We start from the raw sequence: 15,559 nt of genomic DNA, 5'->3' as shown, positions 1-15,559 counted from the left end.
AGGTGCTTTGGCTAATTAATTCACTCATTAAAGTATGAAAATAGTCGAAATGATAATGCCCCAAATGGGCGAAAGCGTCATGGAATGCACTGTATTGGGCTGGCTTGTGAAAGTTGGCGATACAGTTGCAGCGGATGACTCAATTTTGGAGGTAGCTACTGACAAAGTTGATACCGAAGTACCTTCTCCTTATTCAGGTACTTTGGTAGAGGTTCTGGTGGAAGAGGGACAGGTTGTAAAAATAGGTAGCCCGGTAGCAAAATTACAGGTATCAGAATCAGACAAGGTGGAACAAAGTACCACAGTCCACCCCGACACTCCGGTTGGTAACAACGGTCATGAAAAGGACACAAATCAAAACCAGGAAGTTGAACCGGACGAAGCTGTGGAGGATTGGGAGACTCACATGGCTTCACATGGGTTGCCTACGCTAAGCAGCGCTGCGACCCTTCCCTCCCGCCCTTCTACAGGTAACGATTCCAATAACGGATTTTTTTCGCCTCTGGTGCTGAGCATTGCCAAAGAAGAAGGTGTTGGGATGGAGGAACTATTGCAGATCAAAGGATCGGGTGCCGAAAGCCGGGTAACCAAGAAGGATCTGGTCCAATTCTTAGAGACCCGAACAGGAGATACCGCCCCTGCCGCCCCCGTGTCCAAATCTGGTGATAACATCACGATAGTTGAAATGAACAGGATGCGCCGCATGATTTCTCAGCGCATGACCGACTCGAAAAATATTTCTGCCCATGTCACTTCTTTCATAGAGACTGACATGACGCCAATTGTCAAATGGCGGGAGCGCGTTAAAGACGATTTTCGCCGCCAAACCGGCACTTCAATCACCTACACCCCGATTTTGATTGAGGCCGTGATTAAGGCGATTAAAGAATATCCCTTAATCAACGTTTCGGTTGATGGCAATTCCCTTTTACTCAAAAAAGATATAAACATTGGTATGGCGGTGGCGTTGCCAGATGGCAACCTTATTGTTCCGGTCATTCACCAGGCTGATCAATACAGCCTGATCGGATTGGCAAAAAAAGTAAACGACCTCGCTAAGAAAGCTCGGGAAAACAAACTGAAAGCCGACGATTTGACGGGTGGCACCTTCACTATTTCAAACATTGGCACTTTTGGCAATCTTATGGGAACGCCCATCATCGTTCAGCCGCAGGTTGCAATCATGGCCTTTGGGGCAATTGTGAAGAAGCCGGCGGTTATCGAAACCCCTGAGGGGGACTTGCTGGGCATTCGTAATAAAATGTTCATCTCTCACTCTTATGACCACCGTGTGGTGGATGGGTCGCTGGGGGGAATGTTCTTGAAGAAGGTTTCGGATATACTTGAAAATTTTGATTCTAATCGACCCATTTTATAATGCTCAGAATTACGCTTGATATGGACGACGTGCTTGCCGATACACATGGTAAGCTTATTGATTACGTCCTCAATGAATTTGACACTCACTACTTATACGAAGACTTCCGCAAGACCCCTATTAAAGAATTGCTGCATCCGAAGCAATTCAAGAAAATGTATACTTATATCCACCAGTCGGGGTTTTTCAAAGATATTCCCGTAATGGAAGGCGCCCAGGAAACAGTACAGGAGTTGTCACAATACTACGAAATTTTCGTGGCTACGGCGGCGCTGGAGTTTCCTAACTCTTTCCGGGAAAAATATGACTGGCTGCAATCGAATTTTCCGGATATAGCATGGAAAAACATTGTTTTTTGCGGCGATAAAAGTATTATTTCCTCCGACTTCCTTATTGACGACCACGTCAAAAATATGCTGTCATTCACAGGGAAGGGAATTCTGTACTCAGCACCCCACAATATGGAAGAAACGGCCTATCCGAGAGTGGCCAATTGGCGTGAAATCAGGGAAATGTTTTTACCGAAAGAATGAACCTGCTCTTAATAGAAGACGAACCGAAAACGGTCCAATCCCTTAAACAGGGTTTGGAAGAGAACGGTTATAGCGTGGATGTGGCATACGATGGGTTGATCGGCAGGCAATTGGCCATGCGCAACAACTACCACCTGATAGTGAGTGATATCATTATTCCCGGAATCAACGGGGTTGAGCTTTGCCGTGAGCTGCGGAAATCGGGAAACGAGACTCCTATTCTCATGCTTACAGCGCTTGGGACCACTGATGACAAAGTTGTTGGATTTGACGCCGGAGCCGATGATTACCTGGTCAAACCCTTTGAATTTAAAGAACTTCTGGCAAGAGTGCGAGCTTTGACTAAACGTGGCAGTGCGGTAAGTCAAACAGCCCAAATTATGCGTTTCGCCGATTTGGAAGTAAACATGGATGCCAAGACCGTTCACCGTGCCGAGGACAAAATAGAGCTTACGGCACGTGAATTCAACCTCCTGGTTTACCTCATTCGCAATCAGGGCAGAGTTATTTCGAAGGCAGAAATAGCCGAGCAAGTTTGGGAAATTGATTTCGACTCAGGGACTAACATTATAGAAGTCTATGTCAACTACCTCCGTAAAAAGATCGATCGGGATTATGAAGTAAAGCTCATTCACACGCAGTTCGGGATGGGCTATGTGCTGAAGACCGAATGAGCCATGCAAATCCGGACACGTTTGACGATCCAATTCGGTCTGCTCGTGAGCGGCATTCTGGTCGTGTCTTTTATGGCCATTTATTACTTCACCTATCTCAATACGGTAGAAGATTTTTATGACAGGTTACGCTCCAAGGCAGTTTCCTCCGCGGAACTTCTCAGTGAACCCAAGATTGACCCTCAACTGCTTAAAGTTTTTGACCGGTCGAACCGCAACCTGATCTATAATGAAAATATTCTAATCTTTAATGAAAGGAACAGGCTGATCTACAGTAACACTGACTCACTTTCCATCCACGTATCCAACTATTGGCTGAATGAAATCAGACGGGCCGATCAGATTCGCTACCGAGACGGAGATTACTATGTTGTAGGCATTTATAATAAGTACGCCTTCGGAAAAACGGTGGTCGTGCTGGGGGCGCAGGACCTCTATGGGCAGGCAAACCTAGATAACCTGAGAACGATGCTGGCGATAATATTTCTGTTCGTGACAGCAATTGTTGCCTTTGCCGGCCTGGTATTCTCGCAGAGGGCTCTTTTGCCTATTTCTAGGGTAATGAATGAGGTGGAAGGCATCCTACCCCAAAACCTGAGTACCCGCCTCGAAGTACCCAACCAACAGGATGAGATAGGTCGACTGACTACCACTTTCAATAAGCTACTCGACCGAATTGAATACGCTTTCCGAATTCAGAAAACTTTCATTGCCAATGTATCTCACGAATTAAAGAACCCATTGACCAAAATGAGTTCTCAGCTGGAAGTGAGCCTTTTGAAAGAGCGGACCCAGGAAGAGTATCGCACGACAATCAGCTCCGTGCTTGAGGACATTCAGGAATTATCCCAACTTTCCAATTCGCTGATGGAACTCGCAAAAGTCAGTGAAAACCAACGTGAGATGCTTACGGATCGGGTAAGGTTGGATGAAATTCTCTGGGACACGAGGACAAACCTTTCCCAGTCTAACAAAACGTACAAGATTTTGTATGCCATTGAGGAATTGCCGGAAGAAGATACCTGGTTAGAGATTATTGGGAACGCCACCTTACTCAGGACGGCTTTCATCAACTTAATGGAAAACGGATGTAAATTTTCTGACAATAATTCCGTGCTTGTTCAATTAATTGCTGACCAAAAAAGCATTCGGATAGAATTCTCGGATACGGGAAAGGGAATTGTGGCGGAAGATCACAACCTGATTTTCCAGCCTTTCTACCGCGGTATCAATACTGCAAATGTGAAGGGTTCAGGCATCGGGCTATCGCTGGTGGAGCGAATTATCAAACTTCACAATGGAAGCATCGCGATTTTACCCAATCAGCCTTCAGGTACCCGTTTCGTTCTGGAATTTTTACACTTCTAATGATATTCTAATTTAATATTAACTCCATTCTAATTATTCTAAGCCTCCTTTGTATTGTAAGGCTGATCAGCCTAAATCCTTAATTGATATTTAGCCGATTCTATCGGTATCCTTAGGGTATAGATTTTTTTTGTGGTGTTAATAACCAGACTTGGCAGGAGTAAGCAACATCTGCTAAAGTTTTACAAGCAAAAGGGGCGTTCATCGAACGCCCCTTTTGCTTGTATTGATTACGGTATACTGAGGACTACTCCCTTTTCCTGATTTCTATGATCTTGGCTTTATCCAGTAGTTTTATTACCGGATAGGTCGGATCAAACTCAAACCACTTGGAGCCAAAGTTTATGGAGTTAGGGCGCTTATGGTGATTATTCTGGAATAACTCTCCCATCATCAGCACATCGAAAATAAGTGAGTTCTTGGATTTATCCTGGTTATCGAAGTTCTGATAGCCATACTTGTGACCGCTCCAATTGACAATTGCACCGTGAATGGGTCCCATCAGAAAATGAATAGGAAGCAGAAAGAAGAAAATCCAGTGCATGTCCAGATACACATACGCTAAAACGTAAAAAACGGTATAGAGTGCGATCCAACCCAATCGTGACGCCCATGAATCTCCTAGTTTCTCTATAAAATTCCACTCAGGGTAGTTGCGCTCAAAACGGGTTTCAATAGCACGCTTACGGTTTAAAACCGCATTATAAATATCCTTAGTCTCCCACATCATCGAAAAGATGTTCTTAGTGTGGTGTGGCGAGTGCGGATCCTTTTCCGTATCACTAAATGCATGGTGCATGCGGTGTAGGATAGCATATGCCCGGGGGCTTAAATAGGACGAACCTTGGGACAAGTAGGTTAACAAATAAAAAAATCGCTCCCAGAATTTGCTCATTTTGAACATTTTGTGAGCAGAATAGCGATGAAGAAAAAAGGTTTGGCAAAATAGAGATAGGTACCAATGGCCGACAAATGCGGCAATGACTGCGTACATAATTTAATAAATGATAGAAAGTTGTGAAAAAGCCGCTTAACGGATAAGAAAAAAAATGAAGATTAAAGACGTGTGGTTAAATAGGTAAATCAAACAAAACTAAGGCTAAAAACGCAGATTCGTTTTATGATTTTTCTCATAATTGAGATTTTACCTTAAAATTCAAAAAACGGTAAGGGCGTAGTCCAACAAATTGGCTCCCATCCGTAGCGCCTCCTGACGTTTTTCTTCAGGGTCATTGTATACACTCTGATCTTCCCACCCATTGCCCAGGTCAGATTCGTAAGAGTAAAAACAAACTAAACGCCCCTGATAGATCAGACCGAAACCTTGTGGTGGCTTTTCATCGTGTAAATGTACCTTGGGCAATCCATTGGGAAAGTTGTATTTCTGATGATAAACGGGGTGGTTGTAAGGCAATTCAATAAAGGTTAGTTCAGGAAACACTTTTTTCATCTCCCGCCTGATGAACTTATCTAGCCCGTAATTGTCATCAATGTGCAGGAAACCACCTGAGAGGAGGTAGTTTCGCAGATTTTTCGCCTCCGAATCGGTGAAAACTACATTGCCATGACCAGTCATGTGGACAAAAGGGTACTGGAAAATGTCAGAGCTACCCACCTCTACTACATCTTCCTCTGGATAGATGTTCATTTTCATTTGGGCGTTGCAAAACTTAATCAAGTTCGGCAATGCCGTTTTGTTTGCATACCAATCCCCTCCGCCGCCGTATTTCAGCTTAGCAATTTTGAAGGAAGACTGAGCCGAGGATCGCCCGTAACTCAACAGAAAGACTAGGATTGTCAAATAAATATAATGTCGCTTCATTATGCGCAAGTTGTATTTATGGTGAGGAATATAACTTAGATGGTTTCGAAACGGTTGAGTTTTGTTAAAATAGAACCATTCAGTTCTGCATGACATTTGCCAGATGAACGCTATGGCAAGCCAGCACAGCCGCCGTTTCGGTTCGCAATCGGGTTTCTCCAAGGGAAACAGGAGTAAAGCCACACTCTATGGCTTTCACAATTTCAGAAGGGCTGAAATCGCCTTCCGGCCCGATAAGCACTGCCACTGACTCGGTGCTTGCTGCTACTTCAATCAAATGTTTGTTTTCCTCTTTTTCAGAAACGTAGGCTATATAACGATGTTTAGCCAAGTTTTGCTTAAAAAAATCTTCAATTGAGAGAAAAAAATTTAGTTTGGGCAAATAAAATTGCCTCGATTGCTTCATGGCGGATAAGGCAATTCGCTGGAGGCGTTCCAAATTCACTACTCTTTTGATTGTCTCCTGATGCGTATGTTCAGACACTAAAAAATTAATTTGTTTCACACCCATTTCGCACATTTTTTCCACCATCCACTCATTTCGGTCTGCCTTGCGCGTAGGGCAAACCGCCATCTCTATGGTGTATGGCGGCGGCGGCACAATCTCCAGACTTTCGATTTCATAAAAGCACTCTTTCTTCGAGACATCAGTAAGCCGGGCTCTGGCCTTTCTGCCTTGTCCGTCAGTCACCAATAGGAAGTCGCCAGGATGCATCCGTAGTGCCCGAATGCAATGCTGTGCCTCATCACCTTCTAAAAATTTCTTTGTATTGTCGGGCTGAAAGAATATGTTCATACAGATCGTGCCAATTGTACTTTATTAAGTATTGAGGAGCCAGAGTAGCTTTTCTTATGCCTCAATTATCATGCATAATATCGGAAAATCAAAATTTGCCAATCAACCTTATTTTAGTACGAATATTCATTTTTTCCTCTTCATTAAATACCTTCAAGGCATATGTTGCCCATTTTAAACCCAGTTCAAAAGGTAATTCACTAGCAAAAAATCATAAAGAAAACTCCAAATATTACAATTTGCCCAATAATATTACTGTACTATTGATTTTTTGTTAAATATTATTTTATAAAATTAACTATAACCCGTATTATTGTATCATAGTCTATAATCATTTCAATAATCCCTTTTCATCAGAATTATGTCAAAAGCGAAACTCGAGTACATTTGGTTGGACGGATACAAGCCAACTCAGAGCCTGCGCAGCAAAACCAAAATTGAAGCCGATTTCAGCGGGAAATTGGAGGACTGCCCCATTTGGTCGTTCGATGGATCTTCTACCCAGCAAGCTGAGGGTGGTTCTTCAGACTGCCTGCTCAAGCCCGTGTTCATTTGCCCTGATCCACAGCGTAAGGAGGGGTATTTGGTAATGTGCGAAGTAATGAATGCTGATGGCACGCCCCATTCCTCCAACGGCCGGGCCACAATCGTGGACGACGATAATGATTTCTGGTTTGGTTTTGAACAAGAGTATTTCCTCTGGGATCCAGAGACCAATTTGCCACTTGGGTTTCCGGCACAGGGCTATCCGGCACCGCAAGGTCCTTACTATTGTTCCGTCGGCGCTAAAAATGCATTTGGACGCGATATCGTAGAAGAGCACTTGGACGTATGCCTTGAGGCTGGCCTAAATGTCGAAGGTATCAACGCTGAGGTGGCAGCCGGACAATGGGAATTCCAAATATTCTCAAAAGGTGCTGCAGATGCCGGTGATCAAATCTGGGTCGCCCGGTACCTGTTGGAAAGAATAGGCGAAACTTATGATGTTGCCATCAACTGGCACTGCAAGCCTTTGGGCGCCACGGATTGGAATGGTTCTGGAATGCACGCCAACTTCTCCAATTCTGTTTTGAGAACTGCTGGAAACAAAGATACTTACGATAAGATTTGCCAATCTTTTGAGCCCTATATTAAAGAACATATCGAAGTGTATGGCGCTGATAACGATAAGCGACTCACTGGTCTTCACGAAACGCAGTCTATTGATCAATTTAGCTACGGAGTTTCCGATCGCGGTGCTTCAATCCGTATTCCAATCGCCACGGTAGAGCGCGGCTGGAAAGGCTGGCTGGAAGATCGTCGTCCCAACTCTGCGGCTGATCCTTACAAAGTAGCTGCCCGGATCATTAAAACCGTAAAATCGGTCGAAGTGTAATTTCATCCTATTAAAAGAAAAAGGCCACTGAAAAATTCAGTGGCCTTTTTCTTTTGACTAAAAATTTCACGACGCATATTGAGATCATTTACTTCTCAATAATCATCCTCCTCACTGCTTCGGAAAGAGTACACATTTTTATCCAACTTCAAGCGATCGGCATTAAAATGCGCGATAAAATCGTCTATTACTTTTTCGGTAATTTCTTCACGATTCAGTCCGACTTCTAACCCTATCCCATACTCAAAATCGGTATCTGTCTCCACGTGCTCAGAAACCTTAATTTCTTCATCTTCCTCAATCTCCTCAATATGTTCCGTCAGGAGCAATTCAGCCTCTTCGTCTTTTTCCGGATCTTCAGGTGCATCGATGCTGCGCTCATCAGGCGACACATAGCCGGGTAGTTGCTTTTGAACCCGCTCCAGGGCTAAATCATACACTTTGGTCGCATGGTGAAGGCGAAGGGTGTAGATCAGCGCGTCGTAGATTACTTCGCGATTGTTGTGGTAGCCAATAAACTGAACATGAGCATGTTCATTATTTTCTTCTTCATCTTCCTCGAATCCATCCTCCACATATATGAAGTTTGTGCCTTCGGCTTTACATTCTCGTTTTAACTGAGCAATCTCTTCGGGATCGAAACCGGGGTTCATAATCGTAGTTAATTGTTTACCAGATGTTTTTTGTAGAACAAGATGTGCCAAAAATACGATGTATTTGGGAAAAGGAAAGCTACCATTCCTAATAAAATTGCGCCAAATTATCGCAACATGTCCGAAATTTGCCGCAAACCCTCCGGTAAAAATGAAGAACAGAGTAGTAGCCCTGGCTGTGAATGCCATGTTATGGATTGCATATTTTCAATTGTCGAGGATTCTATTTTTTGTCTATCAAGGATTTACCGCTGGCTATCATCCTCTACCATTTCTGATGGAGTCAGCGTGGCATGGGCTTATCATGGATGCCTCTATGGCAGCCTATCTCATGGTACTTCCCAGCATTTTAATCATGTTCACCTACGACAAGTGGCTTTGGTACTTTAGGTTTCTGACCGTTTATCATACAATCGTTATATTTTTTGTCACCCTTATCGTAGTTGCTGACCTTCCCGTTTTCCAAGCCTGGAAATTTCGGCTTGATACGACACCCTTGCATTACTTGACACAGCCTTCGGAAGCATATGCATCCGCCAGCGCGTCTCCTCTCCTATTCTTGTTCCTACTTTTTGTCTTTCTGGTCACAGCTCTGTTTTGGGTTTTTATAAAAGCGAATCAATTTTCTCTTCGGAAATTTGAAAGAGCAAATCCCTTTGCCATCCTGCTTTCATTTTCATTGCTGACAGGGCTGCTGATTATTCCTATTCGGGGAGGATGGCACACGGCTCCCATGAATCAGAGCATGGTGTATTATTCCCATGACCACTTTGCCAATCAGCTGGCTGTCAATGCTCCGTGGAATTTTTTCAGTTCGGTAGTGCATAACACGGGAAGTACTACCAATCCTTTCGCCACAATGAGTCAAGCCAAAGCGGACTCATTGACAAATCGAATGCTGCCTACGGGTACTTTATTTACTCAGCATTTAAAAGCAGATTCTGCCACTAATGTAGTCCTGATTATCTGGGAAAGCTTAACTGCCAAGGTAGTTGCACCACTGGGTGGGCTGTCCGGCATCACCCCAAATCTCACCAAACTTTCGGAAGAAGGCATTCTATTTACAAACCTGTACGCGAGTGGCGACCGCAGTGATAAAGGACTTGTGGCTATCTTGAGTGGCTACCCCTCCCAGCCTATTACTTCAATTATAAAGTACCCCAGGAAAACAATTTCTTTGCCCTCATTACCCAAGTCATTTAAGGCAAATAATTACCACACCTCCTTTTATTATGGCGGTGAAACTGAGTTTGCCAATATGAAATCATATTTACTGCAACAGGGATTTGATAGAATTGTCGACAAGTACAGCTTCACACCGAAGCAAATGAATTCAAAATGGGGAGCGCATGATCATGTAGTTTTCGATCGCCTTTTAAAAGATCTTGAAAAAGAGAAATCTCCATTTTTCAGCACTATTTTCACTTTAAGCAGTCATGAGCCCTACGAGGTTCCTGTAAAGACAGCTATACCGGGAAACAATAGTGAACAAAAGTTTTTGAATTCCCACCAGTATACCGACGAAAGTTTATTCAACTTCATCACTGCGGCGAAGCGCAGAAAATGGTGGAATAACAGTCTTGTAATTATTATTGCCGACCATGGGCATCCACTCCCCCGATTGAATACCAGCAGAATCAGTGAGTTTCATATTCCAATGCTGTGGCTCGGAGGTGCTTTAAAACATGGTGGTTTCCGTTATACCAAGGTTGCATCGCAAACCGACCTGGCAAATACATTGCTGGCTCAACTTGGAAATGATACTAAGGATTACCAGTTTGGTGTTGACTTATTTAATGATACCCGAACTCCCTTTGCCTATTTTTCCTTTAATAATGGATTTGGTTTTATAGGCTCAAAAAGAAGCCTGGTCTACGACAATGTCGGAAAAATGATGATTGAAAGTATTGGCAGCCCAGCCTACACTGATATCGAGCTGGGTCAGGCCTATCTCCAAAACTCGTTTGGTGATTATTTGAAGCGTTAGCAAACCATCAATACCTTTACAGAAAAGTCGAAAGAAAACTACTGGAAATGAAACGAGTAGCGTTTTACACATTAGGTTGCAAGCTAAATTATTCAGAGACCTCCTCGATCTCCCGCATGTTTGAGCAGCAGGGGTATAAGAAGGTTGAGTTCAATCAAAATCCTGATATTTTCATCATTAATACTTGCTCCGTCACTGACAACGCTGATAAGAAATGCCGTAAAATTGTCCGGGAAGCGCAGCAGATTAACCCTGATGGCTTTGTGGCGATTATTGGTTGTTATGCTCAGCTTAAACCCCAAGAAATTTCTGAAATTCCCGGTGTCGATGCTGTTTTGGGGGCCTCCGAAAAATTTCGCTTGGTGGAGCTGCTGGACACGTTCCATAAAGTTCCGGCGGGTCAGCAAGCCAGAGTTTTTGCCTCTCCGATCGAGGACGCCATAGATTATCACACGTCCTTTTCTTTGAATGACAGAACCCGTACATTTTTAAAAGTGCAGGACGGCTGCGACTACCCATGCACCTATTGCACAATTCCGTTGGCCCGGGGGAAAAGCCGGTCGGATAGTATTCATAATGTAGTGAATGCCGCGAAAGAAATAGCTGCCAATGGAGTGAAGGAGATCGTCCTTACCGGAGTCAACATTGGAGATTTCGGAATTCAGAATGGCAAAAGGCAAACGAATTTCTTGGCTTTAATCAAAGAATTGGACCAAATAGAAGGAATTGATCGCTTTCGGATTTCTTCCATCGAGCCTAACCTTTTGACGGACGAAATCATTGAGTTTGTGGCCCGATCGCGTCGCTTTGTCCCTCACTTTCATATTCCACTCCAATCAGGCTCCAACAGTGTCCTCAGCCTCATGCGCCGCAGGTACCGCCGGGAACTATACCAGGAGCGTGTCGAGAAAATCAAATCATTACTCCCCGACTGTTGCATCGGTGTGGACGTAATAGTTGGGCATCCGGGTGAAACCCACGAAGAATTTCTGGCAACATTTGAGTTTTTGAATTCGCTTGACATATCTTACCTCCACGTTTTTACCTACTCCGAAAGACCAAACACCGATGCGCTCAAAATTCGCCCGGTAGTTCCCAAGAAAGAACGTGCCGAACGATCGCGAATGCTGCACAGTCTCTCGGAGAAGAAAAAACGAGCCTTTTACGAATCGCAGCTGGGCAAAGTTCACACGGTTCTGTTTGAAGACGATGTTCAGGATGGCAAGATGCTGGGCTTTACCGAAAACTACGTGCGTACTGTCGCACGATACGATCCGCTATTAATAAACGAAACGAAGGAGGTTTTTTTATCAGAAATTGATGGAGATGGGGTCGTGGAAATTTACGAAGTTGATGAATCGTTGGGCGTATTGCCTCAATAAGCATGTTTAAAGTACCCCATAAAAAAAGCCACAGACTAGACTCTGTGGCTTTTTTTATGGGGTACTTTGAAATTTTAGGCTTCAACCAAAAATTCGTCGTGCTGGCTGATGTCCAAACCAACGCGCTCATCCTCTTCCGAAACGCGTAGCGGCAAGATTAGATCCGTAATTTTCATCAAGGCAAATGACATCCCGAATGCGAAGGCAGATACCATTACCAATGCGATCATATGGTTGATGAACAAAGTTGTCTCGCCGTAGGCCAGTCCCTGATCTACCACCCCGCTATTCACTCCGCTGTTGGCAAAAATGCCAGTCATAATCATTCCGACCATTCCGCCAACTCCATGGCAGGGGAATACGTCCAGCGTATCATCAAGGGTAGATTTTGTACGAAGGTGGGCAATGTAGTTGCTAGTCATTGCGGCCACTACACCTACAAATATTGAGACCGGAATCGTAACAAAGCCTGCGGCAGGTGTAATTGCCACCAGACCTACTACTGCTCCGATACAGAAGCCAAGGGCAGAAACCTTCTTGCCTCGTGCTACGTCAAACAATATCCAGGCAATTCCCGCTGCACCAGCGGCGGTGTTGGTAGTTGCAAAGGCCGATACCGCCAAAGCAGAAGCACTTACTGCCGATCCGGCGTTGAACCCGAACCAACCGAACCATAGCAAACCCGTACCTAACAGCACAAACGGAATATTCGCGGGAGGTAGCACGCTTGCTTCGACATGTGACTTCCGGCGCTTCAGATATAGCGCACCTGCCAAAGCGGCCCAACCCGCCGACATGTGAACTACGGTGCCACCGGCAAAATCAAGAACTCCCATGTTGAACAATAAACCATCCGGGTGCCAGGTCCAGTGCGCAAGTGGGGCGTAGACGAAAATGCTGAACAACACAATGAAAAGTACGTAAGACCGGAAATTGACGCGTTCAGCCATAGAGCCCGTTACCAGGGCCGGGGTAATTACGGCGAATTTTAATTGAAAGAACGCAAACAGGGCCAACGGAATGGTAGGTGCTAAGGACCAGGGAGAGCTTTCCAAAACGCCACTGAACATGAAAAAGGTGGCAGGATTGCCGATCACCCCTCCTATTGAATCTCCAAATGCAAGGCTAAATCCTACAACTACCCAAAGGATACTGATCACTCCCATTGCGATGAAGCTTTGCAGCATTGTGGATATCACATTTTTATTGTTGACCATCCCGCCGTAGAAATAGGCCAGGCCGGGGGTCATAAGCAGTACCATTGCTGAGGCAACTAGCATCCAGGCAATGTCGCCCGAGTCGAGACCTTCAGTTATGATCGTTGAGGGAACGGCGGGCATAAAGACCGCCAATAGGCTGATCGCCAATAGGATCAGAAGTGGGACGTAGTTTGGTTTTTGCATGCGGCTTTTTGTTTTTATTAGATAGTAGAATTTAAAGGTTATGCGAAGTTTCTTTTTGCCAAAGCCAGCTCTGAATTTTCAGAGCTGGCTTTGGCAAAATGTCAATTCTGAATCAGTTTGTCATCAGAAAGAATAAATAAAGGCCATTCCCAAAGTAGTTTGGCTATTGTTGGTGAAGTTACCGTTCTCGTCCTCAAACTGCTGGGTTTCACCCGAGCCTCCCAATTTCGGGTAGCTATCGATGCGAACTTCAGGCTTCAAAAGTACGTGACCATTGGCCAGTGTGAAGTTGCCCGTAAGAGTGAAAGAGTTCACCTTAGTTCCTACGCCATTGCTGTTTACCAGCCCGCGTGGTCCATTGGTGTTGTTGAAATTTTCGTAACGTGCACCAATTCCAAATACATCCGTCAGAGCTACGTTAGCATACACGGCTGCACCACCCCAGGTCTGAGCCTCAGATGGACCGCCACCTCCTTGAAAATCCCCCTTTTGAGAACCATAGGCAGCATTCAATCCTAGAAGGAATCTTTCTGTGATCTGATAGCTGGTCGTCAGGTCAAAAATGCTGTAGAATGCCTTATCCTGTGGTACCGAAGGCACGTCCACAGATGCCTCGTTGCTGCCCATGTAGTTAAGGTACACTCCCCAGTTCTCAACGGGTGAGAAATACAACTGGCTGATGAATCCTTTCTGACGGTTGTTATCACCCAGGCCATCCACATTGTTCACGAGCCCCATCATTAAAGAAGCACGATCAGAAAATGCGTAGGTGGCCTTCACGCCGGTATGGTAAAAAGGACCGTTGTTGAAGAGATTGGAAAGCGAGTAGTTGAAGTTAACAGGAGCATCAATCACCTCATACCCTATGTGCGTGCCGAACTGCCCGGCGGTCATAGAGAATTTGTCAGAGAAGTTATAGGTAAAATAGGCTTGTTTAATCGCCAGGGCCATACCGGTGTAGCTGGGGTCAAGTACGCTCACCAGGTTGCCGTAGTTCCCAAGGTCAGCATTAGGACCAAAGGTAAGGTCAACTACCGCCTCCGATTTGTCATTGGCATACGTCATTTTGGTTTGGACAAGACCAAGCTGAAACTGGCCGGAGGTGACATCGAAAGCACGGGCATTCGCCACGCCAGAATTAGACCGCGATTGCGGACGATTGAGATTACCAATGTAGTAGGAATCCAGGTAGCCAGAAAAAGTGAAGGGACTTTTAGAGTCGTCATCAGCCTTAACCTCGGTTGTCTTTTTGACATCTTCGGTTTGAGGTTTCTTTTTGTCAACCTCTCCGGGACCGTCTCCCTTGGCAAAACCCAAAAACGGGATGATGGCAGATAATACTGTTAAATACACTTTCTTCATAATTTCCTTTTGTTTGGTTGTTTGGAGGACTACTATATCTTCATATGGCAAATATTGACTATTTAAGAATAAGATCAAACTAAATCCGTGATTGATTTATATAATAATTGTAAAATTCATAGAAAAGTATAATATTTCGTTGCTTTCCTAATATTCAATACGAGTTATTATTTTAATTTATTAATCCATTTTATTTGGCAAAACAACATATTTGCCAAATAATGTATAATAGTGCAAATTTATCTAACCATAGTTATATTATAAAAAATTTCATAGTCAATACCCGCAAAGGGAGAGTGCTACAGGCACAAAAAAAAAGCCCATGGAGTCCATGAGCCTTTTTTGAAAAAATATCAATTAGTCTATTCGTCGTGCATCCAGGCTTTCTTAGCCAAAAGCGTATCCTCTTCTTCCTCATGTTCCGGATCAGGTACGCAACAATCTACGGGACAAACCGCAGCACATTGTGGTTCTTCGTGAAAACCCATACACTCGGTACACTTGTCAGAAACTATATAGTAGAATTCGTCTGATACGGGGATTTGTTTTTCTTTGCCGCTAACTACTGTGCCATCGCCGAAATCGACTTCTTCGAGGCTTGTGCCATCGCCCCAAGCCCACTCAACACCGCCTTCGTAAATCGCTGTGTTGGGGCATTCGGGTTCGCAGGCACCGCAGTTAATGCATTCATCGGTGATCATTATAGCCATGCTCGTCGGATTGTTTATATTTGTTCGACCTTCACTTATTGGGACCAACAAATATAATTATTTTTAGTTTCCTTCCCATTAGATTATCATTAAAATTCATAGTACATTGAACTTTC

General features: G+C 44.3%; 14 protein-coding genes. 7 read left to right on the top strand and 7 right to left on the bottom strand.

All coding sequences use genetic code 11. From position 1 onward, the window contains the following. Positions 1-34 precede the first annotated feature (34 nt). The 4 genes from IE117_RS20840 to IE117_RS20825 are packed head-to-tail and all read left to right on the top strand — an operon-like array spanning position 35 to position 3,953. Positions 35-1,378, top strand: coding sequence for a dihydrolipoamide acetyltransferase family protein (locus tag IE117_RS20840; RefSeq protein ID WP_189566739.1), 1,344 nt, complete (start codon positions 35-37; stop codon positions 1,376-1,378). Then, positions 1,378-1,911 carry a 5' nucleotidase, NT5C type gene (locus tag IE117_RS20835; RefSeq protein ID WP_229581223.1) on the top strand — a complete coding sequence of 178 codons (534 nt, stop codon included), beginning with the start codon at positions 1,378-1,380 and terminating at the stop codon, positions 1,909-1,911. The genes IE117_RS20840 and IE117_RS20835 overlap by 1 nt, the downstream gene beginning before the upstream one ends. Then, the gene (locus IE117_RS20830; protein ID WP_189566737.1) at positions 1,908-2,585 is read left to right on the top strand and encodes a response regulator; all 678 of its coding nucleotides are present in this window, start codon (positions 1,908-1,910) and stop codon (positions 2,583-2,585) included. The genes IE117_RS20835 and IE117_RS20830 overlap by 4 nt, the downstream gene beginning before the upstream one ends. A 3-nt stretch (positions 2,586-2,588) precedes the next feature. Next, on the top strand, positions 2,589-3,953 hold the full coding sequence (locus tag IE117_RS20825; RefSeq protein WP_189566735.1) for a sensor histidine kinase: 1,365 nt from the start codon (positions 2,589-2,591) through the stop codon (positions 3,951-3,953). Between the two features lie 247 nt (positions 3,954-4,200). Here IE117_RS20825 and IE117_RS20820 read toward each other — a convergent pair whose 3' ends face one another. From IE117_RS20820 to IE117_RS20810, 3 genes are all read right to left on the bottom strand, one after another. After that, positions 4,201-4,947, bottom strand: a complete 747-nt coding sequence (locus IE117_RS20820) for an acyl-CoA desaturase (RefSeq protein ID WP_189566733.1) — start codon at positions 4,945-4,947, stop codon at positions 4,201-4,203. Positions 4,948-5,109: 162 nt separating this feature from the next. Continuing rightward, complete coding sequence (locus IE117_RS20815; RefSeq protein ID WP_189566731.1) at positions 5,110-5,775, bottom strand: DUF4159 domain-containing protein; 666 nt, start codon at positions 5,773-5,775, stop codon at positions 5,110-5,112. A 79-nt stretch (positions 5,776-5,854) separates the two neighbouring features. Beyond that, entirely contained in the window at positions 5,855-6,571 is a 717-nt protein-coding gene (locus tag IE117_RS20810) for an RsmE family RNA methyltransferase (RefSeq protein WP_189566729.1), read from the bottom strand. Between the two features lie 361 nt (positions 6,572-6,932). Between IE117_RS20810 and IE117_RS20805 the strand changes: the two genes are divergently transcribed. Continuing rightward, the gene (locus IE117_RS20805; RefSeq protein WP_189566727.1) at positions 6,933-7,946 is read left to right on the top strand and encodes a glutamine synthetase beta-grasp domain-containing protein; all 1,014 of its coding nucleotides are present in this window, start codon (positions 6,933-6,935) and stop codon (positions 7,944-7,946) included. Between the two features lie 95 nt (positions 7,947-8,041). Here IE117_RS20805 and IE117_RS20800 read toward each other — a convergent pair whose 3' ends face one another. Further along, a complete protein-coding gene (locus IE117_RS20800) occupies positions 8,042-8,599 on the bottom strand; it encodes a hypothetical protein (protein ID WP_189566725.1) in 558 nt (185 codons plus the stop codon). Between the two features lie 97 nt (positions 8,600-8,696). Here IE117_RS20800 and IE117_RS20795 point away from each other — a divergent pair, with 97 nt between their 5' ends. Beyond that, on the top strand, positions 8,697-10,586 hold the full coding sequence (locus tag IE117_RS20795) for an LTA synthase family protein (RefSeq protein WP_229581221.1): 1,890 nt from the start codon (positions 8,697-8,699) through the stop codon (positions 10,584-10,586). Between the two features lie 47 nt (positions 10,587-10,633). Further along, entirely contained in the window at positions 10,634-11,968 is a 1,335-nt protein-coding gene (gene mtaB / locus IE117_RS20790; protein WP_189566723.1) for a tRNA (N(6)-L-threonylcarbamoyladenosine(37)-C(2))-methylthiotransferase MtaB, read from the top strand. A gap of 74 nt (positions 11,969-12,042) precedes the next feature. Here mtaB and IE117_RS20785 read toward each other — a convergent pair whose 3' ends face one another. The 3 genes from IE117_RS20785 to IE117_RS20775 all read right to left on the bottom strand — a co-directional run bounded on the left by IE117_RS20785 (position 12,043) and on the right by IE117_RS20775 (position 15,443). Further along, positions 12,043-13,371, bottom strand: coding sequence for an ammonium transporter (locus IE117_RS20785; RefSeq protein WP_189566721.1), 1,329 nt, complete (start codon positions 13,369-13,371; stop codon positions 12,043-12,045). A 123-nt stretch (positions 13,372-13,494) separates the two neighbouring features. Continuing rightward, positions 13,495-14,733: a porin gene (locus IE117_RS20780; RefSeq protein WP_189566719.1), complete on the bottom strand. Its 1,239-nt coding sequence runs from the start codon at positions 14,731-14,733 to the stop codon at positions 13,495-13,497. A gap of 362 nt (positions 14,734-15,095) precedes the next feature. After that, entirely contained in the window at positions 15,096-15,443 is a 348-nt protein-coding gene (locus IE117_RS20775; RefSeq protein ID WP_189566717.1) for a 4Fe-4S dicluster domain-containing protein, read from the bottom strand. Positions 15,444-15,559 lie beyond the last annotated feature (116 nt).

It is taken from the genome of Persicitalea jodogahamensis (genome assembly GCF_014651615.1).
GTDB lineage: Bacteria > Bacteroidota > Bacteroidia > Cytophagales > Spirosomataceae > Persicitalea > Persicitalea jodogahamensis.
Note: the sequence above shows the minus strand (reverse complement) of the source record. Positions and strands in the feature narration are given on the sequence as shown.

Excerpts from the sequence above, each read along its gene's own strand:
- IE117_RS20840 (WP_189566739.1), top strand. The coding sequence starts at position 35 with ATGAAAATAGTCGAAATGATAATGCCCCAAATGGGCGAAAGCGTCATG.
- IE117_RS20835 (WP_229581223.1), top strand. The coding sequence starts at position 1,378 with ATGCTCAGAATTACGCTTGATATGGACGACGTGCTTGCCGATACACAT.
- IE117_RS20830 (WP_189566737.1), top strand. The coding sequence starts at position 1,908 with ATGAACCTGCTCTTAATAGAAGACGAACCGAAAACGGTCCAATCCCTT.
- IE117_RS20825 (WP_189566735.1), top strand. The coding sequence starts at position 2,589 with ATGCAAATCCGGACACGTTTGACGATCCAATTCGGTCTGCTCGTGAGC.
- IE117_RS20820 (WP_189566733.1), bottom strand. The coding sequence starts at position 4,947 with ATGTACGCAGTCATTGCCGCATTTGTCGGCCATTGGTACCTATCTCTA.
- IE117_RS20815 (WP_189566731.1), bottom strand. The coding sequence starts at position 5,775 with ATGAAGCGACATTATATTTATTTGACAATCCTAGTCTTTCTGTTGAGT.
- IE117_RS20810 (WP_189566729.1), bottom strand. The coding sequence starts at position 6,571 with ATGAACATATTCTTTCAGCCCGACAATACAAAGAAATTTTTAGAAGGT.
- IE117_RS20805 (WP_189566727.1), top strand. The coding sequence starts at position 6,933 with ATGTCAAAAGCGAAACTCGAGTACATTTGGTTGGACGGATACAAGCCA.
- IE117_RS20800 (WP_189566725.1), bottom strand. The coding sequence starts at position 8,599 with ATGAACCCCGGTTTCGATCCCGAAGAGATTGCTCAGTTAAAACGAGAA.
- mtaB (WP_189566723.1), top strand. The coding sequence starts at position 10,634 with ATGAAACGAGTAGCGTTTTACACATTAGGTTGCAAGCTAAATTATTCA.
- IE117_RS20785 (WP_189566721.1), bottom strand. The coding sequence starts at position 13,371 with ATGCAAAAACCAAACTACGTCCCACTTCTGATCCTATTGGCGATCAGC.
- IE117_RS20780 (WP_189566719.1), bottom strand. The coding sequence starts at position 14,733 with ATGAAGAAAGTGTATTTAACAGTATTATCTGCCATCATCCCGTTTTTG.
- IE117_RS20775 (WP_189566717.1), bottom strand. The coding sequence starts at position 15,443 with ATGGCTATAATGATCACCGATGAATGCATTAACTGCGGTGCCTGCGAA.